Origin of the sequence: Rhodomicrobium lacus (assembly GCF_003992725.1) — a bacterium.
Lineage (GTDB): Bacteria > Pseudomonadota > Alphaproteobacteria > Rhizobiales > Rhodomicrobiaceae > Rhodomicrobium > Rhodomicrobium lacus.
Map to the genome: position 1 here is coordinate 18,456 of NZ_RZNF01000007.1, position 20,276 is coordinate 38,731.

Genomic DNA, 20,276 nt, shown 5'->3' on the forward strand with positions numbered 1-20,276 from the left:
ATGTGACGGCAACCACGCTTCTGTTGCGATTGCGCTAATCCTTTAGCAAGATGCGGTCAAGCGATTTCGGATAAATAGATTGATTTCACCTTTTGTTCCTTGCATTTCTTGCGCAAAATGCACACCTTGCGAAATAAAATTATTCCTGATCCAGGTGAGCTGACGTTTCGCGTAATTGCGTGTCGCCGTCTTCGCGCGATTGGACGCTTCGTCGAGTGAAATCTCACCGCGCGCGAAGGCGATCAGAGGCGGCAGGCCAACCGCGCGCATCGCGGGAAGCGACGCATCAAGGCATAGCGCATCGACAGTCCGCGCTTCCTCGATAGCGCCTGCCGCGATCATGCGGTCGAACCTTTCGTCGCAGCGACGGTAGAGCGCGGCGCGGTCCCTCTCGACCACGACCGGGAGCACGTCCGCCGCCGATAGCAGCGGCGGTTCCTTCCGAGCGTGCCACCAGGAGAGCGGGCGGCCGGTCGCTTCCAGCACTTCGAGAGCGCGCGCGATGCGCTGCGGATCGCTCGGGCGGATGGTTGCGGCAGTGGCGGCGTCGCGGCGCAGAAGGTCGGCGTGAAGCGCCTCCGCCGGTTCCGTCTCGGCGCGCAGCCTGTAATGTGCGCGGATGTCGGCCGCGATCTCGGGAATGGCGGACAGACCCTCGGTCAGCGCCTTGAAATAAAGCCCCGTGCCGCCGACGATCACCGGCAGAAGCCCCCGTGCCCTGGCCTCCGCAAGCTCGCGCGCGACATCCGCGAGCCACAGCGCGGTCGAATAGGGTTCGCGCGCGGGGCGAAACCCGTAAAGCCGGTGCGGCGCCCGCGCCTCTTCCGCAGGCGCCGGCCGGTTCGTGACGATGCGAAGTTCCGCGTAGACCTGCATCGAATCGGCGTTGATCACCACGCCGCCGAACCGCTGCGCCACGTCGAGCGCCAGCGCCGACTTGCCGCTCGCCGTCGCGCCGATGATCAAGACTGCTTTCGGTTTGTCGTCCGTCATCGCGGAGCCTTGAAGATGCAGCAGCCACGAGCGGCAAACCTGCCCTTGCGGCACGGGTTCCCCCTGCGATATGAAGAGCGCATTCTTTTCGCACTTGCACATAAAAACCGGATCAAGTCAGTCTCCCCATGGACATCGCCATCACACTCACTGCCGCGCCCGAATCGAAGGATCTTCTCCTCGATCTCTCCGCGCAACTGCAACGCGACCTGAATGGCGATCTCGAATTCGGCTGGCTGTCCGAAGGCGAGGCGCTGGACCTGATCCTGCCGCTCGGGCCGGACGAAAAGGTTGCCGAAGCCGACCTGAAACAGGCGGTCGCGGCTGCGGTCGGCGATGCGCCGGTGGACTTCTGCGTGCAAGCTGCACAGGGCCGCAGGAAGCGCATGCTCATCGCGGACATGGACTCGACCATCATCGCGCAGGAATGCCTTGACGAAATCGCCGATTTTGCCGGCATAAAGCCGCAGGTCGCAGCGATCACCGAACGCGCCATGCGCGGCGAACTCGATTTCGCCGACGCGCTGCACGAACGCATCGCGCTCCTGATCGGCTTACCGAAGACCGAGCTTTCGCGCGTACTCGCCGAGCGCATCACGCTCAATCGCGGCGCGCAGGCGCTGGTCGAGACCATGAACGCGCATCGCGCGCATACGGTGCTGGTATCGGGCGGCTTTACCTATTTCACGCGCGCCGTCGGCGGCATGGCCGGTTTCGCGAAGAACCGCGCCAACCAGTTCATCTGGGAAGACGGCAAGCTCGCAGGCGTGGCCGAGCCGATCCTCGGACGCGAGGCGAAGCTCGCGGCACTGAACGAAGAGGCCGCCGCGAATGGCCTTTCGCCGGAGGACGCCATCGCGGTCGGCGACGGCGCGAACGACCTTTCCATGCTGAAAGCGGCGGGCCTCGGCGTTGCCTTTCGCGCGAAGCCCGTCGTGGCGGCGGAAGCGGACACCCAGGTGCGCTACACCGAACTGACGACACTGCTGTTTTTCCAGGGCTACAAGCGCGCGGATTTCGTGACCTCGATCACGTGAAGCAGTCGGCAGCGCCGAAAGGCGCCGCCTGCCCTTCTGCATAGCTACCGCGCTGCGATCCCCTCGCGCGCTGCGCCCTGGCCCCAGTCGTGCATCGCGGGCAGGTCCAGCACCTCATGCGCATAGGCTGCCGCCGTGCCGTCGTCGCCGAACGCGGCGAGGTCGACGCCGTAAGTGCGAAAACGTGTCGCAACCGGCGCATACATCGCATCCGCGATCGAGAACGCGCCGAAAAGGAACGGGCCGCCCGCGCCGTAAGCCTTGCGCGCATCCCGCCACACAGCAACGATGCGTGCGATATCGGCCTTCGCCGCATCCGAGGGCTCGACGCCATCGACGCGCGCGTGAAAGTCCATCGACAGCTCTTTTCTCAACGCGTGGAAGCTCGAATGCATCTCGGCCGCGACCGAGCGGGCGACGGCACGGGCCGCCGCATCGTCCGGCCAGAGCTTCACATGCGTTGAAATTTCAGCCAGGTATTCGCAGATGGCGAGGCTGTCCCACACCGTGAGCGGGCCGCGCTTCAGCACGGGCACGCGCGCCGAGGGCGAATGCCGCGCGATCTGCGCCGCGCTGTCGGGCTGCCGAAGCTGAACGTGCTCCTCGCGGAACGGAATGCCAGCCACCTTTGCCGCAAGCCACGGACGAAGGCTCCAGGACGACCACGCCTTGTTTCCGATCACGAGAACGATTTCGTTATGCACCTGCCGGTCCTCCGCGCTTTTGAATATAAATCCCGAAGCGCGGGATCGAGGCAAGTGGCGAAGCGTCCCAAGGCATCATCGTATAAGCTTGAGCAGAGTGTGGGCGGACCCGCGAACGCGAGGGTTGCGGCGCAATTGCGTCGCCAGCGGCGAGCGTTTAAAAGGTGCAGTAATCGCGCTTTGCGATTTATAGCGTTATTGCCGCACCTCATGGGTGCGAAGCCGCAAACAGTGTGCGAACCGCACATAGAGAGAGCCTCGCCGTGAACATTTGCATGATCGGTGCCGGATATGTCGGCCTTGTCTCCGCCGCCTGTTTTTCAGAATTCGGCTGGGACGTGACCTGCGTCGAAAAGGACGCCTCCAAGCTCGACAAGCTGAACGGCGGCGAAATTCCGATCTACGAGCCGGGGCTCGACGTGCTCGTGGATAAGAACGTGCGCTCCGGGCGGCTGCGTTTCACCTCCGAGTTGGCCGAAGTGGCGCGCGCGGCCGATCTCATCTTCCTTGCGGTCGGAACCCCGATGCGGCGCGGCGACGGCTACGCAGACCTCTCCTACGTCTATCAGGCGGTCGAGGAAATCGCCCCCCATCTGACGGGCTTCACGGTCATCACCACCAAATCGACGGTGCCCGTTGGCACGAGCCGGGAGATCGAGCGCCGCGTTCGCCGCCTCCGCCCGGACGCCGATTTTGCGGTTTGCTCGAACCCCGAGTTCCTCCGCGAAGGCTCGGCCATTCAGGACTTCATGCATCCCGACCGCGTGCTCGTCGGCGTGGACGACAACCGCGCGCGTGAGGTTCTGGAACGCCTTTACGAGCCGCTCCGCCTGCGCAGCGCGCCCGTGATGTTCGTCAGCCGCGAGAGCGCGGAGCTGGCGAAATATGCGGCGAACGCCTTCCTTGCCATGAAGATCAGCTTCATCAACGAGATTTCCGATCTGTGCGAAGAGGTTGGCGCGAATGTGCAGCAGGTGGCGAGCGCCATCGGCTCCGACCGCCGCATCGGCGACAAGTTTCTGCATCCGGGGCCGGGCTACGGCGGCTCGTGCTTCCCGAAGGACGTTTCCGCACTCGCTCGCACCGCGCGCGAGGCTCGCTCGCCGCTGACGCTCGTCGAGCAGGTCGAGAAAGTGAACAACGAGCGCAAGATCGCCATGGCGCACCGCGTGATCCGCGCGCTTGGCGGCGATGCCGCGGGCAAGACGGTGGCGGTGCTGGGCGTCACCTTCAAGCAGAACACCGACGACATGCGCGACGCGCCGAGCCTCGTGATCGTGCCGATGCTTCAGGAGCGCGGCGCGACGGTGCGCGTCTACGACCCGCAGGGCCGTCATCAGGCCGAGCCGCTGTTGCCGGGCCTCGTCTGGTGCGAAAGCGTACTCGAAGCGGCCGAAGGGGCGGACGCTGCCGTGGTGCTCACCGAATGGAACGAGTTCCGCGCCGTCAACCTTCCCGCGCTCAGGGAGAAGATGCGCGGCGACGTGCTGGTGGACCTTCGCAACATCTACCGTGCCGACCTCGCGCGCGACGCGGGCTTTGCTTATACGAGCGTCGGCCGTCCCGACAAGCCGCGCGCGAACGGCGTATCGACCTTCGGCAACGACGGCATCCTCACCGAGGGAACGGACGACACGGCGACGGCGTAAGCCGGGCGCAGCCGTTTCGTCGGCGCGGCGGCAGCCCCCCTTGCAGCATAATCCTGTTCGGCGCGGCTGCCCTTCGCGCCAATCCATCACGCTCGGCAATCTTCCCCCGAGGGGAGGTGTCGCGATCTCGTGTCCCGCTCGACGCGCGTGTGCACCTATTTGCCCCTTAACGCGCTCTTAATCACACTCGCTTAACTTTCATAAAACTATCCGCGTGGGCAGCGCGGGTGGTGCGCCCGGTTCTTCGGGCGTGCGTGAGTTGGGCGTTTGTGAGGGTGTTGCGTGGCCGAGTGGCGTGTGGGCCAAGGCGAAGAGCGTGCGGCCTCTTTCGGGACGGCGGCCGGTCGGCATGTGCGCGCGGCAGCGGGCTTCATCCGACGCGCGCTTGCGAGGGGCCTCCGCGCCACATTCGCCGCGATCTGGAAAACCATCCGCGCATTCTTCCTCTGGCTCGTCGTCAAGTCGCCGCTGGCGGAACCGCGCCGCAGCGCGCACCGCCCGCTGCTTCAACTCATCCCCTGGTTGATCGTCGCCGTCGGCTGGGGCGCGATAACACTTCTGGCCGTCGTCACCTATTACGCCACTGTGCTGCCCGATCCGCGTCAGGCCATGGTGCTGCGCTTGCCGCCGAACCTCACCATTCTGGCGCGGGGGGGCGAGTTCATCGCCGAGCGCGGCATGCGGCGCAATTACGTGCCTTATGCCGAGATCCCTCCGAACATCGTCAAGGCGGTGCTCGCGACGGAAGACCGGCGCTTCTTCTACCATTTCGGGCTCGATCCCATCGGCCTGGCGCGCGCCGCGAGCAGAAACTGGAATTCCGGCGAAGTGGTGCAGGGCGGGTCCACCATCACGCAGCAGCTCGTGAAGAACCTTTTCCTCCAGCCGAAGCGCACATGGACGCGAAAGGCCGAGGAATTCATCCTCGCGATCTGGCTTGAAAGCCGCTTCTCGAAGCAGCAGATCCTCGAATTTTATCTGAACCGCGTTTATTTCGGCGGCGGCAATTTCGGTATCGGCGCGGCGGCGCACTCCTATTTCGGCAAGGAGCCGAAAGACGTGACGCTTGCCGAAGCCGCGCTGCTCGCGGGGCTGATCAAGGCGCCGTCCTATTATTCGCCGACGTCGAACATGGACCGCGCGCGCGACCGATCGAAGGAGATCCTGCGCATTCTCGCGGAGACGGACCAGATCGACATCAACCAGTATGCCGAAGCGCTGGCGCACCCAGCTGAACTGAAGGTGCCGCCGTCGAAACCGGGCTTCGGCTTTGTGGCGGACTGGGTGGCGGAAGTTGCCCCCATGCTGACGGGCGAAACGGACCGCAATCTCGTGGTAGAGACGACCATCGACGCGGGCCTTCAACTCGCGGCGCGGACTGCGGTCGAAGATATCATCCGTAACAAGGGCCGCACCGCGCGCGCCACCGAAGCTGCCGTGCTGTTGATGACACCGGACGGTGCGATCAGGGCGATGATCGGCGGGCGCAATCACGCGGAAAGCCAGTTCAACCGCGCCGTGCGCGCCATGCGGCAGCCCGGGTCGGCGTTCAAGCCGTTCATCTATCTCGCCGCCGTCGAATCGGGATGGATGCCGGACATGAAGATCGAGGACCGCCCCATCGAGGTCGATGGATGGAAGCCCTCGAATTTCGGCGATATTTACCGCGGCGAAATCACGCTGCGTCAGGCGCTCACACATTCGAGCAACATGGCGGCCGTGCGTCTCGCGAAGGCTGTCGGCACCGACCGCGTGGTGGAGGTCGCAAACCGCCTCGGCGTGATGTCGGCGAAGAATGTCGGGCTCACGATGGCGCTCGGCACCTCTGAAACGACGCTGCTCGAAATGACCTCGGGCTTTGCGGTGTTTGCCAATGGCGGCTTCTCCGTCGTGCCGGAGATCGTGGAGCGCATCCGCGACGATCAGGGCCGCGTGCTGTTCGAGCGGTCCAAGGCGCCGCCGCCGCGCATCGTATCTCCGCGCGCCATCTCCGCCATGAACGACATGATGAATTCCGTTGTCGCGGGGGGCACTGCCATGGCGGCCTCGCTCGATTTCTACCCGGCCGCGGGCAAGACCGGAACGTCGCAGAAATACAAGGATGCGTGGTTCATCGGCTATACCGCGCAGTGGGTCGGCGGCGTGTGGATGGGCAACGACAACGCAAGCCCCATGCGCGGCGTCACGGGTGGCTCGCTTCCCGCCGAAATCTGGAAGCAGATCATGTTGAAGGCGCACGAAGGGCTGATGGCGAAGGCGCTGCCGGGGACGGCCCTGCCGCCCGAGTTCATCCAGCATACGGCCGACGCCATCGGGCTTTCAAACGTGCCGGCTCGAAATCCTTTCCGCCGCCGCGAGGTTTCCGACGCCGAGGCAGTACCGGCCGCGCCGTCGGCGCTGGCTCCGGGACGACCGCGCCGGGCACCGCTCTGATGGGCGCCTTGGCGAATGAATGTCCGTCTCCGGGTTGATTTAGCCACCTGACGCCCTAAGCTCGTCATTGAGCGTAACGCGTCACCTTCAACCTGGAGAGGAGGCGGAGAGTTGAGCCTGAAAGTCATTTTGCTGGCGACGGATTTTTCGACCCGTTCCGATCGAGCACTTCGCCGCGCAGCCATGCTCGCGAAGGCAACCGGCGCGCGCATTGTCGTCACCCATGTCATCGACGACGATCAACCCGAAAAGCTTGTGTCTCTGGAGCGGCAAACGGCCGACACCATGCTGCGGGAGATAGTCGGGTCGCGCGCTGAATTGGCAGGCATCGGCGTTTCGCACGTGGTTGGCTCTGGCGAGCCTTTTGTCGGCATCGCGTCGGTCGCTCTCGATACGGCGGCCGATCTCATCATCGTCGGGTCGCATCGTCGCCAGATTCTGAGAGATGTCTTTGTCGGGACGACAGCCGAGCGCGTTATCCGCTTCGGCGAAATCCCTGTCCTGATGGTGAATGCGGAGCCTCATGCTCCTTATGCGCGGACTGTCGCCGCAATCGACCTGTCGGATTGCTCGAAGGGCGCAGTTATCGTTGCCGACCGCTTCGGCATGCTCGAACCCGGACGCACGATCCTGCTGCATGTCTTCGACCCCGCAGCCAAGGGCATGCTTTCCTACGCGGGCGTGGATGCGGCCACAATCGAACGCTATGTCTCCGCTGAGGAGAACGATACAAAACGTGCCATCGAGGGTTTTGTGGCTTCCGCGGGGCTTGATCCGCGCGCTTATCCGGTGATGCTCAAGGAGGGGCGGACAGCCACGGTGATCCGGGAAACCGCCTCGGAAATTCCGAGCCTCGCCGTGATCGGCACGAATGGCCGAAGCGGCCTTTTGAAGGTGCTTCTCGGGAGCGTGGCGGAGGAGGTGCTGCAAAAGGCAGAATACGACGTGCTTGTCGTCCCGCCGAAGGCGCCGCTTGAAAGCGCCGCGTAATCAAGCGCCGCGAGCGCCGGGAGGATTGGCGCGCGCCTGCCGCACTCGGACAGGCGGCGCTCCTGCATGGACCAGCACAAATCGGCGCGGCACGCCGCTGTAGGTCTTGGGTGCCGGCCGCTTTCTGCATCAAACCGGACCCGATTTAAGCAGGCCGAAGCGGCTTTAAGACGCCGGACAAAATAGAAAGCTGCGCGCGCCCAAGTCCATCACAAGCGGATAAGCTCTAGGGCTTGCCCGCTCGATCCCAGAATGCCTTGATTTTACTGAGGAAACCGATGGTGTCAGGGTGCGTCGTATCGTTCGACGCCTTCTCGAATTCCTTCAGCAACTCTTTCTGCTTGCGCGAGAGATTCTGCGGCGTCTCGACCTCGACCTGAACGTAAAGGTCGCCCGTCAGCTTGGAACGAAGCACCGGCATTCCCTTGCCGCGAAGGCGGAACTGCTTGCCCGTTTCCGTCCCCTCGGGGATCTTCACCCGCGCGCGGCCGCCGTCTATGGTTGGCACCTCGACCTGCCCGCCGAGCGCCGCCGTCACCATGGTGATCGGCACGCGGCAGAAGAGATCAGCCCCATCGCGCTGGAAGATGTCGTCCGGCAGTATCGACAGGAAAATGTAGAGGTCGCCCGCAGGGCCGCCGCGAACACCGGCCTCGCCCTCGCCCGCAAGCCGGATGCGCGTCGAATCCTCGACACCCGCCGGGATGTTGACCGAAAGCGTACGCTCGCGCGTTACACGTCCGCTGCCGGAGCAGACGGTGCACGGCTTCTGAATGATTTCGCCGCGACCCTGACAGGTCATGCAGGTTCGCTCGATGGTGAAGAAGCCTTGGCTCGCGCGCACCTTGCCAAAGCCCTGACAGGTCGGGCAGGTCACGGGGCTGGAACCGGATTCGGCACCGGCGCCGCCGCACGCCTCGCACGTGACGGAGGCGGGCACGCGGATCTGCGCCGTCTTGCCGTAAAAGGCTTCGGCGAGAGAAATCTCCATGTTGTATTTGAGGTCGGAGCCGCGCTCCTTGGCGCTGCGCCCGCGTGTTCGGCGCCCACCCATGAACTCGCCGAACAGGTCGTCGAAGATCTCCGACATCGACGCCGAAAAGTCCGAGCCGAAGCCGTAACCGCCATTGGCACCGGCGCCCTCGAAGGCAGCGTGTCCGAATTGATCGTAGGCCGCGCGCTTCTGCGGATCTTTCAGCGCCTCGTAAGCCTCGTTGACTTCCTTGAACTGAATTTCGGCCGTGGCGTTACCCGGATTGCGATCCGGATGGCATTCTTTTGCTAGCTTCCGAAAAGCGCTTTTGATTTCGTGATCGGCTGCGCCCTTTTTCAGCCCGAGCACCTCGTAATAATCGCGCTTCATGGTGTCTTGTTGAGATCCTTGATCATCGAACATTCGCCGCCAAAAGATCAGCTTAAGCTTCGCGGACGCAACTCACGCCCCGTTCCGGACCGCCGGACGCGATGCGGCGGGAAGGATTTCGCCTTCCCGCCGTCCACTCTTAAGCCGACTTCTTCTTGTCGTCCTTGACTTCCTCGAACTCGGCATCGACCACGCCGTCAGATGCCGGAGAGCTGCCGCCGGCGGGACCGGCCTGCGGGCCGCCCGCTCCGGGAGCCGCGCCGCCTGCATCGCCGCCAGCCTGACGGTAAAGCGCTTCGCCTAGCTTCATCGCGGCCTTTGCCAACTCGTCCGCCTTGGCGGTGATCTGCGCAGCATCCTCGCCCGCGGCAGCCGTTTTCAGTTCTGCAACGGCAGCCTCGACGGCCTTCTTGTCGCTCTCGGAAACCTTGTCTCCAAGTTCGACCAGCGTCTTCTCGGTTGAGTGAATCAGCGCTTCGGCCTGGTTCTTGGCCTCGACCAGCTCGCGGCGCTTCTTGTCCTCCGCGGCGTGGCTTTCGGCTTCCTTGACCATGCGGTCGATCTCGGTGTCGGACAAGCCGCCCGACGCCTGAATGCGGATCGACTGAGCCTTGCTCGTAGCCTTGTCGAGGGCTGACACATTCACGATGCCGTTCGCGTCGATGTCGAACGTCACTTCGATCTGCGGCACGCCGCGCGGCGCCGGCGGGATGCCCACGAGGTCGAACTGACCGAGCAGCTTGTTGTCCGCCGCCATCTCGCGCTCGCCCTGGAACACGCGGATCGTCACCGCGTTCTGATTGTCCTCGGCGGTTGAGAAGACCTGGCTCTTTTTCGTCGGGATCGTCGTGTTGCGGTCGATGAGGCGCGTAAACACGCCGCCCAGCGTCTCGATGCCGAGTGAAAGCGGCGTGACGTCGAGCAGCAGCACGTCCTTCACGTCGCCCTGAAGCACGCCCGCCTGAATGGCGGCGCCCATGGCCACGACTTCATCCGGATTGACGCCCTTGTGAGGCTCCTTGCCGAAGAAGTTCTTCACGATCTGCACGATCTTGGGCATGCGCGTCATGCCGCCGACCAGCACGACTTCATCGATCTCGGCAGCCTTCAGACCCGCGTCGCGAAGCGCGGCCTCGCAAGGTCCGATGGTCCGCTGAACGAGGTCGTCCACCAGGCTTTCGAGCTTGGCGCGCGTCAGCTTCATCGTGAGATGCTTCGGACCGCTGGCGTCCGCCGTGATGAACGGCAGGTTGATTTCGGTCTGCTGGGCGCTAGAAAGCTCGATCTTCGCCTTTTCGGCTGCTTCCTTCAGGCGCTGGAGCGCCAGCTTGTCGTTGCGAAGGTCGATGCCGTTCTCGCGCTTGAATTCGCTCGCGAGGTAGTCGACGAGGCGCATGTCGAAGTCTTCACCGCCGAGGAACGTGTCGCCGTTGGTCGACTTTACCTCGAACACGCCATCGCCGATTTCGAGCACCGAGATATCGAACGTGCCGCCGCCAAGGTCGTACACCGCGATGGTCTTCGATTCTTTCTTCTTGTCGAGGCCATAGGACAGCGCCGCTGCCGTCGGCTCGTTTATGATGCGAAGCACTTCGAGACCCGCGATACGGCCGGCGTCTTTCGTGGCCTGACGCTGGGCGTCGTTGAAGTAAGCAGGAACCGTGATGACGGCTTTCTCGACCTTTTCACCGAGATATGCTTCGGCCGTTTCCTTCATCTTCTGAAGAATGAAGGCGGAAATCTGCGAAGGAGAGTATTTCTTGCCGTTAGACTCGACCCACGCGTCGCCATTGTCGCCGCGAACGATCTTGTAGGGGACGAGGTTCATGTCCTTCTTGACGACTTCGTCATCGAAGCGGCGACCGATCAGGCGCTTGATCGCAAAAAAGGTGCTTTCGGGATTCGTAACGGCCTGACGCTTGGCGGGCAGGCCGATCAGACGCTCGCCGTCATTGGTAAACGCCACCATGGACGGCGTGGTGCGAATGCCCTCAGAATTCTCGATGACCTTGGGATGGCTTCCCTCCATGACGGCCACGCAAGAATTGGTCGTGCCCAAGTCAATGCCAATCACTTTCGACATGGTTTAGAACCTCGTGCTGCTCATTCTGTCGCGAGACGCCAGGCCGCTTAAAGCCAGCCACCCCGTATTTGTTCGATGTCTTCGTCCCGCGCCGAGAATGTTTATCTCGAATTGGTGATCATATAGGGGAGCGCTTGGAGCCGCGCAAGCACCAGCGGCTCGCCGCAACGCTTCCGACGCGCTTCACGAACAGGATATTGTCTTGGGCGCCGAAATATGACGCCGTCACGAGCATTTCGCCGCATGAGGGGATCGGCAAAATCGAGCAAATTCCTTCGCAAGGCATGCTTGCGGATGTGGCCACCATGGGGCGATAGTGTGGCGATCGCATAAAAACGTCTTGGTTTCCCGTCATAGCCCTTCCGCCGAGCCGGTCGGCGTTACGGTCGTCGTGCCATTTGGACCTTGCGCGTCCCGAAGGACAGGGCAACAATAAGTCTTTCACGGTCGGTTTCGCGCGGCTGCTCCACACGGCCGCTCGCCGACTCCACGTTCGCCCGCCGCGGCGGGCGCCGCCTTCAAGACGCAAGTCCAAGGAGCGTCCATGGACGATACTCTGCCAAGCGCATTCGGCCCGGCGAGCGGCGTGCATCCCCTCACGAAACCGCAGCCCGGCCTTCCCTCCGTCACCGCCTTCAATCGCCACGAACTCAGCACGATTTTTTCCGTCTACGGCGCAAAGGTTGCCGAAGGAGAGTGGCGCGATTATTCCATCGACTTCCTCAAGGACCGCGCGGTGTTCTCCGTGTTTAGGCGGTCGACCGAAATGCCCCTGTACCGTATCGAAAAGAATCCGCGGCTCACCAAGCGGCAGGGCGCATACAGCGTCGTTGCCACGAGCGGGCTCATCCTGAAGCGCGGGCACGACCTCGCCAAGGTGCTCCGGGTGCTCGACCGCAAGCTACGCCTCGTCCAGAGCTGATCCGCGAGCGCGGTTCGGACAGAGGTGAGACATGACTGCTGCTGGTGTCCTCGTCCGGCATGAAGGGTTGAAGGGAATTTTTAAGCCGGGTGACGCGGTCGTTCGAGCTTGCCAGCATCGATGTTGCCCGACGCCACCGCCGCAGCGGGCTCATCCCTGAACGGGAGAGTTTCCCTGAAGGCGCTGCCGATCGAGGACCCGGTCAAACGGCTGAGGCGGGTTGCTGGGTGTGCTCATCGCAGGGGATCGCGCCCGGCACAGACAGTCCGGAGCCCCCCTCAAGGCCGCGCCCGACCGAAACGCCACCGCTGTTCGTTTCAAGAACCGGCAGGCGCTTCAGCGTGTGCGCCCGAGGAACGGGCGAGGCCGGAATCCCTACCGAATACGATCCCTGCGCAAGCGTTTCCCCTTTCATCAGCACCGACAATGGCCCAAGAACGGCGCCCTTTTCCATGGAGGTACTGTAAAGCACGATAGCCATATTCCCGACGGTGCATCCCTCACCGATCACGAGCTTGTCCGCCTTCATCACGCGATCTTCGAAAAGATGCGTCTGGACGGTCGCGCCAAGATTGAGAGCCGCATGATCGTGGATCTCCACGAGGTCAAATTCCGAGAACAGGGTTGTGTGCACGAACACCCAGCGGCCCACCTTGCAGCCGAATAATCCGAGGCAGTGCCCTGCATAGGGCGTTCCGAGAACCGGCTCCATGACGTTGGCCGCAAGCGACTCGAACACGCCGTTTATCACCTCGGTAAACCACACATAGCTCGACCATAGAGGCTTGATAACGGGATGAAACGTCCCGCGCAGCACCAGCTTGACCGCAGCGGAGACGAACAGCAACCCCATCGCCGACGCAAGGGACAGAAGCGGCGTGAAAAGGACCGTTTCTTCGAGTGCGTGCGTGTTGCGAATGGCGATCAGCGCATAGCAGAATGCGACAAGGGCCGCGCCGGAAAGCCATCCCGGAAGGCAGATGCGGAGGAAGTCGACGCAGGCGCGCGCGAGCACCATCGAACGTGGCGGCTCGTAAGTCTTTGAGGGCGCGAAAGCGAAAGACTGCTGGACCGCAGACGGAGGCAATTCGAAGCCCGGCGAGCCAAGCCAGCGGCGGTTGGCTTCCAGCGGCGCTTTCGTCTGGGGCGGTGTCGACAGCACGCCGACGAGACTATCGTCGCCGATCGTTGTGCCCCCGGGGACGAAGGCGCTGTTGCCGACGAAGGTCTGCTCGCCGATGTTCACCGCCTCGATCGACAACACGCCGCCATGGATGCGACCGCCGCCGATGATGCAGGCATCGGCGAGAAAGCTGCCGCGCTTTACGGTGAGAAGGTCGGGACTGAACTGCATCACCGTCGAAACCTCGACGCCCTTGCCAATCCTCGACCCGAACAGGCGGAGTACGGCCGGAAAGAACAGCGTGGCGTAAAGCGGCTGAAGGATTTCACGCGTGTTGTTCAGAAGGTAGCTGAGGAACCAGTGCCGCAGATAGGTCAGACTGCGCACAGGGTAAGTGCCCTGCCGTATCCTCCCCAGTATAATGCGCTTTGTCAGCACGGCGCAGGCGATGTACCACAGCACACCGAGCGGCACCGCGACGAGAAGAGCGCCAGCGCCAGCGTATAGCCCATAATTGATGAGGGCGATGGCCACGAGTGCGATAGGCGGGAGCAGCGCCACGATCAGAAAATAGCCCATCAGATAGATCAGGACGAGATGGATCAGCCCCCACAGCCTCTCGCCGCCGCGGGGCGCCGTGTTGCCGGTCGGCAGACTGAAGTCGGCATGGACGGCAGGCACGCCGCGCCACTTCTCATCGGCTCGAAGGCGTGCGCCATCGGCGAGGAAAGACATGTCGTCGAGCGCGGAACCTGCCGCCATTTCGACGTCGAGACCAAGCGCGCAGTGCTGTCCGATGAAGCAGCGTTCGCCGATGGTGAGAGGGGCGATTATGAGCATCCCGTCTTCCACGCGGCAGGCAAGCAATTGCGTTTCGGCGCCGATGCAAGCGCCGTCGCCGATCGTGACGAGATCGAAGGCCGTGCAATGCGCCGTTCCGATGACGCAATTCCTGCCGACACGCGCGCCCATGGCACGATAATAAAGGCTCATGAGCGGCGAGCCCGCGAACATGGGTGCCCAGCTCAGCCTCTGAAACTTGCCAACAAACCACCAGCGAAAATAATACAAGCTCCAAAGCGGGTAACGGCCGGGCTTGTATCTGCCGATCACCAGCCATTTCGAAAGGATGCTCAATAACAGCATGGACGGCCAGATCAGGAACCCGGCCGCGCTCAGGATCAGCGCAGCATGCTCGGCAGTGGTCGTGCCTTCATAAGCCGATTTCAGAACGAGCACGGTCAGCGTTACAGGCGCGCTGAGGACGAGATAATATAAGCCGACTGAAAGCGTCTGCAGCCCCACGCAGAGCCAACGTTCCCAGGGTGGAACGAGCTTGAATGCGCGCAGGCTCGGCAGTTCATCTCGCTGGCCTCTGCCGGAACTCTCAACCCCTGCCGGCTGCTCATAGCCTTCGAGCGCCCCGGCAAGGGCTCGTATGGTTCGGTGCTGGTACAGGTGGCGCACCGACACGGAAGGCAGCCCGAGGCGTTCGCGCATTTCGGAGGCGACACGCGCCGCCAGCAGGGAATGGCCGCCGAGATCGAGGAAGAAATCGTCATCGACCGACACCGAAGGAGCGCCGAGGCACATTCCCCACACTTCGGCGATGGCGCGCTCAAAGTCCGTTTCAGGAGCTGCCATCTGGCGTTCGCCCTTCAGAAGCGTCTGCGGCAGCGGAAGCTGCTTGCGATCCACTTTGCCGCTCGTCATCAGCGGCAGCGCATCGATTACGTCCAGATACTTCGGAACCATGTATTCTGGCACACGGCGGCGCAGTAATTCCGCAAGCTCGGCGCGAATTTCGCCCGTGATCTCAGCGTTCGGCACGATAAAGGCGCCGAGTTCCCTGGAGCCGTTCAACTCGAAGACATTCACCGAAGCGGCAGCGACTCTCGGATGATCGAGAAGCACCGCTTCGATTTCCGGCAACTCGATCCTGAAGCCGCGAAGCTTGATCTGACCGTCGAGGCGCCCGAGGAAATAGAGTTCTCCGCGATGTCCGAGGCGCACCATATCGGATGTGCGGCAAAGCCGTCCGCGCTTGCCAGACAGACAGTCGGGCAGGAAGCGCTCGGCTGTCTGGCTCGCGCGGTTTATATAGCCGGGGGACACAGCCTCGCCGCCGATGTAAAGCTCACCTTCTTCGCCGGGCCGCACCGGTCTTCCGCTTTCATCGAGGACGTAAATCGAATAGCCGGGCATGGCCGTGCCGATGCTGACGGGCTGACCCTCTCGGCATTCAGCAAGCGTCGCCACCACCGTCGCCTCGGTCGGACCGTAAGTATTCAGCATACGACGGCCCGGCTTGGCCCATCGGGTGACGAGATCTGGCGGGCAAGCCTCGCCGCCGAGCACCAGAAGCCGCACGTTCGGCAGATCGCGCGGGATCATCGCGAGAAACGACGGCACGGTCGAGAAATAGGAGACGCCCTCCTGCTCGATGAAGTCGGCAGCGTCGGAAGGGGAGCGTCCGATATCCTCCGTCGGGACGACGAGCGTTGCACCCGTTGAAAAGGCAGCCCAGATTTCTTCGACGGACGCATCGAACGCCACCGAAAACCCTTGATAGATCCGGTCGCTTCTCTTCACGCCGTAACTGGCTTTCATCGCCTTGACGAAGGCAAGTGCATTTCTGTGCGTGATCTTCACGCCCTTCGGGCGCCCAGTCGAGCCCGAGGTGTAGATGGCATAGGCCGCACTTGTCTGCCGCACCTGAACCGGGACGAGGCAAGCGGCTCCGATGCGACGGCGTGCGGCGCGCTCCTCATCGGCGTCGAGAAGCAGCCACTTGACGCTGTCGATCCTCTCCGCATTCTCACGCCCCAAGGTGCCTTCAGACAGGACCAACGACACGCGCGCGTCATCGCAGATATCGACAATTCGTTCAGCGGGAAATTTCGGGTCGAGCGGCACGTAACCGGCGCCCGCTTTCAAAATACCGAGGATCGCGGCAAATAGATTTACCGACTTCCGGAAGTATATCCCGACGAGACTCCCCGGTTTAACGCCATTGTCGATGCAGCGGCGGGCAATTTTCGATGAGAGTCTGTCAAGCTGTGAATATGTAAGCGAAATGGAATCGCATTTTACGGCAACGCCGTGAGGCCACCTCTTCGCCTGCTGTTCGAACACGTGATGCAAAAGCATCGGACTGCGCATGCGATCATGAAACAAACGTCTTCTCGCCATCGTTCGGCTCCCGCATACGCGCAACGCTGCGCTCCGGCTCTGGTCGAGCTTAAGGTTTATTGAAAGGGTCTCCGGACCGGCGAACCATGCGGCGCCGCCCCATGAAGCCAAGGCTCACCATCGAGATCAGAGGCAGAGCGTCAGATAGGTTTCGCGCTGTGCGGCACAGCAAGCTTCATGGCTGACACGCGGGACAGAGTTTCTAATAACGATCCGGAAAGTAATGGTGCTGCTTGCTTTGAGAGATGCGCGCTTCATCGGATTTACGCTCACAAATCAACTTTTATGATCCGACTTATAGTTCAAACATATAAACATACATCTAAGATCATGTTTTTTCATTATGCGAATTGCTTGTATAGAATTATGACAAGCATTAGCGCTTCAATTATTTGTATTGAAGAAACATTCAGAAAGACTCGACAGCCGCTCCCGATCCGTAGCGCGCGTTGGTCCGGTTTTCCGCAATCGTCACGCGGGCGCCTTGCTTTCCGCGTTTGCGCTTCCTAAAACCATTCAAGAGAACAAGCGCGCTCGTCAGCCCGAGCGGAACGGACCGATCATGGCAAAGACACTTTACGATAAAATCTGGGACGACCACGTCGTTGAAACGCAAGCGGACGGCACAAGCCTTCTCTACATCGACCGCCATCTCGTGCACGAGGTGACGAGCCCGCAGGCGTTCGAGGGACTTCGCACCGCCGGGCGTCGCGTTCGCGCGCCGCAGAAGACGCTGGCGGTCGTGGACCACAACGTGCCGACGACGGACCGCAGCCACGGCATCGACGACCCGGAAGCAGCCTTGCAGGTCCAGACGCTCGGCGAGAACTGCGCCGAATTCGGCATCGAATATTACAATGAACTCGACAAGCGGCAGGGCGTCGTCCACATCGTCGGGCCCGAACAGGGTTTCACGCTGCCCGGCACGACCATCGTCTGCGGCGACAGCCACACCTCGACGCATGGCGCTTTCGGCGCGCTCGCGCATGGCATCGGCACGTCCGAGGTCGAGCATGTGCTCGCCACGCAGACGCTGATCCAGAAGAAGGCGAAGAACATGCGCGTTACGGTCGACGGCATCCTGCCGGACGGCGTGACCGCGAAGGACATCATCCTTGCCATCATCGGCGAGATCGGCACGGCGGGCGGCACCGGCTACGTCATCGAATATGCGGGCGAAGCCATTCGCGCGCTGTCGATGGAAGGCCGCATGACGGTCTGCAACATGTCCATCGAAGGAGGCGCGCGCGCCGGCCTTGTCGCGCCGGACGAGAAGACCTTCGCCTATATCGCGGGCCGTCCGCGCGCGCCGAAGGGCGCCGCCTGGGAACTCGCGCGGAAATACTGGGAAACGCTGCCCTCCGACGCGGGCGCGCATTTCGACCGTGAAATCAAGCTCGACGCTTCTTCGCTGCCGCCCATCGTCACCTGGGGCACGAGCCCTGAAGACGTGGTGTCGATCACCGGCACCGTACCCGACCCGGCGAAGGTCGCCGACGAGGGCAAGCGGGCGGCCGTCTCGCGTGCGCTCGCCTATATGGGCCTTGAGCCGGGCATGAAGATGACGGACATCGCCATCGACCGCGTGTTCATCGGCTCCTGTACCAACGGGCGCATCGAAGATCTGCGTGCCGCCGCCGCGATCGTCGAAGGCCGCCGTGTCGCCGAAACGGTGAAGGCCATGGTGGTGCCGGGTTCCGGCCTCGTGAAGGAGCAGGCCGAAGCCGAAGGGCTCGACGAGATCTTCCTCGCGGCTGGCTTCGAGTGGCGCGAACCGGGTTGTTCGATGTGCCTTGCGATGAACGCCGACAAGCTCAGCCCCGGCGAGCGCTGCGCTTCGACCTCCAACCGCAATTTCGAGGGCCGTCAGGGCTTCAAGGGCCGCACGCATCTCGTCTCGCCCGCGATGGCGGCTGCGGCTGCGGTCGCGGGCCGGTTCGTCGACGTGCGCGAATTCGGCAAACGCTGAGCACTTCCTGAAATTGAATCCCGCGCGTAACCATGCGCGCGGGATCTTTTCCCTGCGATCAGCACAGCACTCACCGCATCGGGGCGCGGTTCTTAACTGCAAACGGCCCTTGATGAGATCCGGTCAAGCCGTCCGGCGCGGAGCGGATGCGGCCGCTTTTGCTCGCGAAGGTATCCCTTGCCTATCAAGAGAGCGGCGAAATCGGGATGTGTGATTGTCGATCAGCTTTTCTGCGTCGATCGAGTCCGGCAAAACGCGCCTCAGCCATTGTTTGGCGCGTCTTGTCGGAAACCGGTCGCGCGCTTTAAAGCCAGCCCGCGAGCGGTTCGGCGCGCAGCATATCGTCATAGGTCGGGCGCGGACGCACCACCGCATAATCGGCGCCGTTCACGAGCACCTCGGGGACGAGCCGCCGGGTGTTGTAGGTTGACGACTGCGCCGCGCCGTAGGCGCCCGCCGTCATCACCGCAATGAGATCGCCCGGAGCGACGTCCGGCATATCGCGGTCTTTCGCGAGAAAATCGCCCGTTTCACACACAGGGCCGACGACATCGGCGCGTCCGGCGCTGGCGTTTCGCTGCGCTTCGTTCACGGGCCAGATGTCGTGATAGGCATCGTACAGCGTCGGACGAACGAGGTCGTTCATGCCCGCATCCACGATGACGAAGCGCTTTTCGCCGCTGTGCTTCGTGTAGATGACCTGCGAGACGAGAATGCCCGCATTGCCGACGATGATGCGCCCAGGCTCGAACAGCAGTTTTGCGCCGAGGCGGTTCGACAGGCCGATGACGATTTCGGCATAATCGCTCGGGAGCGGCGGAAGTTCGTGGTCCCAGCGATAGGGAATGCCGAGACCGCCGCCGAGATTGACATAGGAAATCGTGTGCCCATCGCGGCGCAAATCTTCCACGAGGTTCGCCATCAGGTCGAAGGCGTCGCGGAACGGCTCCATATGCGTGATCTGGCTGCCGATGTGCATATGCACGCCCGCCACGTCCAGGCCGGGAAGATCGCGGGCGAGCGCGTAAAGCGCGCGGGCATCACGCCAGCTTACGCCGAATTTGTGTTCGGACTTGCCCGTGGAAATCTTGGCGTGCGTCTTCGCGTCCACGTCCGGGTTGATGCGGAACGCGATGCGCGCCGTCTTGCCCCGTTCGCTCGCCACCCGCGACAACGCGCGAAGCTCTGCCTCGCTCTCGACGTTGAAGCCGTAAATCCCCGCGTCGAGCGCGAAGGCCATCTCGCCCTCGGTCTTGCCGACACCCGAGAAGACGATCTTTCCCGCCGGGATGCCAGCCGCCAGCGCGCGCCGGATCTCGCCTTCCGAGACCACATCCGCGCCGGAGCCGAGCTTCGCCAGCGTGCGGATCACGGACAAATTGGAGTTGGCCTTGATGGCATAGCAGACGAGCGCATCCTGGCCGGTGAAAGCGTCCGCGAACACGCGATAATGGCGCTCTATCGTGGCGGAGGAATAGCAGTAAAACGGTGTGCCAACCTCACGAGCGATAGCGTCGAGAGCGACACCTTCGGCATGAAGGATGCCGTTCTTGTAAGAAAAATGATGCATGACGCGAGTTTAACGCAGAAGCGGGTCCAGAATGAAGGGCCGATCCGGGTCAACCTTTCCTTTTGCGTCTTTCGGCACATCCGGCGGCGGAAGCGGACGTTGAAGGTCGGTTCTCTTGCCGCAGGCCGACAGCCCGAGCGCGAGCACAAAAGCCAGTACCAGATTGCGACTCAAGCCAGTCATCGTTTCCCCGTCACCGCGCCCGAAGCTTATGTCGAAGGCTTGACCAAGCCTACACCTCGCGTACA

General features: G+C 62.7%; 13 protein-coding genes. 6 read left to right on the plus strand and 7 right to left on the minus strand.

The window, feature by feature from the left end; all coding sequences use genetic code 11:
* Positions 1 to 42: 42 nt before the first annotated feature.
* A complete protein-coding gene (gene miaA / locus EK416_RS07470) occupies positions 43 to 993 on the minus strand; it encodes a tRNA (adenosine(37)-N6)-dimethylallyltransferase MiaA (protein ID WP_127076884.1) in 951 nt (316 codons plus the stop codon).
* 128 nt (positions 994 to 1,121) lie between these two features.
* Here miaA and serB point away from each other — a divergent pair, with 128 nt between their 5' ends.
* Positions 1,122 to 2,030, plus strand: a complete 909-nt coding sequence (serB, locus tag EK416_RS07475) for a phosphoserine phosphatase SerB (protein ID WP_127076885.1) — start codon at positions 1,122 to 1,124, stop codon at positions 2,028 to 2,030.
* A 44-nt stretch (positions 2,031 to 2,074) separates the two neighbouring features.
* Here serB and EK416_RS07480 read toward each other — a convergent pair whose 3' ends face one another.
* Complete coding sequence (locus EK416_RS07480) at positions 2,075 to 2,734, minus strand: glutathione S-transferase family protein (RefSeq protein WP_127076886.1); 660 nt, start codon at positions 2,732 to 2,734, stop codon at positions 2,075 to 2,077.
* Positions 2,735 to 3,009: 275 nt separating this feature from the next.
* Here EK416_RS07480 and EK416_RS07485 point away from each other — a divergent pair, with 275 nt between their 5' ends.
* The 3 genes from EK416_RS07485 to EK416_RS07495 all read left to right on the plus strand — a co-directional run bounded on the left by EK416_RS07485 (position 3,010) and on the right by EK416_RS07495 (position 7,806).
* On the plus strand, positions 3,010 to 4,383 hold the full coding sequence (locus EK416_RS07485; protein ID WP_127076887.1) for a UDP-glucose dehydrogenase family protein: 1,374 nt from the start codon (positions 3,010 to 3,012) through the stop codon (positions 4,381 to 4,383).
* Positions 4,384 to 4,665: 282 nt separating this feature from the next.
* A complete protein-coding gene (locus tag EK416_RS07490; protein ID WP_127076888.1) occupies positions 4,666 to 6,816 on the plus strand; it encodes a transglycosylase domain-containing protein in 2,151 nt (716 codons plus the stop codon).
* Positions 6,817 to 6,927: 111 nt separating this feature from the next.
* On the plus strand, positions 6,928 to 7,806 hold the full coding sequence (locus EK416_RS07495; RefSeq protein WP_127076889.1) for a universal stress protein: 879 nt from the start codon (positions 6,928 to 6,930) through the stop codon (positions 7,804 to 7,806).
* Positions 7,807 to 8,032: 226 nt separating this feature from the next.
* Here EK416_RS07495 and dnaJ read toward each other — a convergent pair whose 3' ends face one another.
* Both dnaJ and dnaK read right to left on the minus strand, forming a co-directional pair.
* Positions 8,033 to 9,169 (minus strand): molecular chaperone DnaJ, encoded by a 1,137-nt coding sequence (gene dnaJ / locus EK416_RS07500; RefSeq protein ID WP_127076890.1) that lies wholly within the window; start codon positions 9,167 to 9,169, stop codon positions 8,033 to 8,035.
* Between the two features lie 139 nt (positions 9,170 to 9,308).
* Positions 9,309 to 11,252: a molecular chaperone DnaK gene (dnaK, locus tag EK416_RS07505; RefSeq protein ID WP_127076891.1), complete on the minus strand. Its 1,944-nt coding sequence runs from the start codon at positions 11,250 to 11,252 to the stop codon at positions 9,309 to 9,311.
* A gap of 544 nt (positions 11,253 to 11,796) precedes the next feature.
* Here dnaK and EK416_RS07510 point away from each other — a divergent pair.
* Complete coding sequence (locus EK416_RS07510) at positions 11,797 to 12,174, plus strand: DUF2794 domain-containing protein (protein WP_127076892.1); 378 nt, start codon at positions 11,797 to 11,799, stop codon at positions 12,172 to 12,174.
* A gap of 202 nt (positions 12,175 to 12,376) precedes the next feature.
* Here the strand turns inward: EK416_RS07510 and EK416_RS07515 are convergent, their stop codons facing one another.
* Positions 12,377 to 16,489: a Pls/PosA family non-ribosomal peptide synthetase gene (locus EK416_RS07515; RefSeq protein WP_127076893.1), complete on the minus strand. Its 4,113-nt coding sequence runs from the start codon at positions 16,487 to 16,489 to the stop codon at positions 12,377 to 12,379.
* A 562-nt stretch (positions 16,490 to 17,051) separates the two neighbouring features.
* Between EK416_RS07515 and leuC the strand changes: the two genes are divergently transcribed.
* Positions 17,052 to 18,458 (plus strand): 3-isopropylmalate dehydratase large subunit, encoded by a 1,407-nt coding sequence (leuC, locus tag EK416_RS07520; protein ID WP_127076894.1) that lies wholly within the window; start codon positions 17,052 to 17,054, stop codon positions 18,456 to 18,458.
* A 304-nt stretch (positions 18,459 to 18,762) separates the two neighbouring features.
* Here leuC and lysA read toward each other — a convergent pair whose 3' ends face one another.
* A complete protein-coding gene (gene lysA / locus EK416_RS07525; RefSeq protein WP_127076895.1) occupies positions 18,763 to 20,028 on the minus strand; it encodes a diaminopimelate decarboxylase in 1,266 nt (421 codons plus the stop codon).
* Positions 20,029 to 20,037: 9 nt separating this feature from the next.
* The gene (locus EK416_RS17710) at positions 20,038 to 20,211 is read right to left on the minus strand and encodes a lipoprotein (RefSeq protein ID WP_164729912.1); all 174 of its coding nucleotides are present in this window, start codon (positions 20,209 to 20,211) and stop codon (positions 20,038 to 20,040) included.
* Between the last annotated feature and the right edge of the window lie 65 nt (positions 20,212 to 20,276).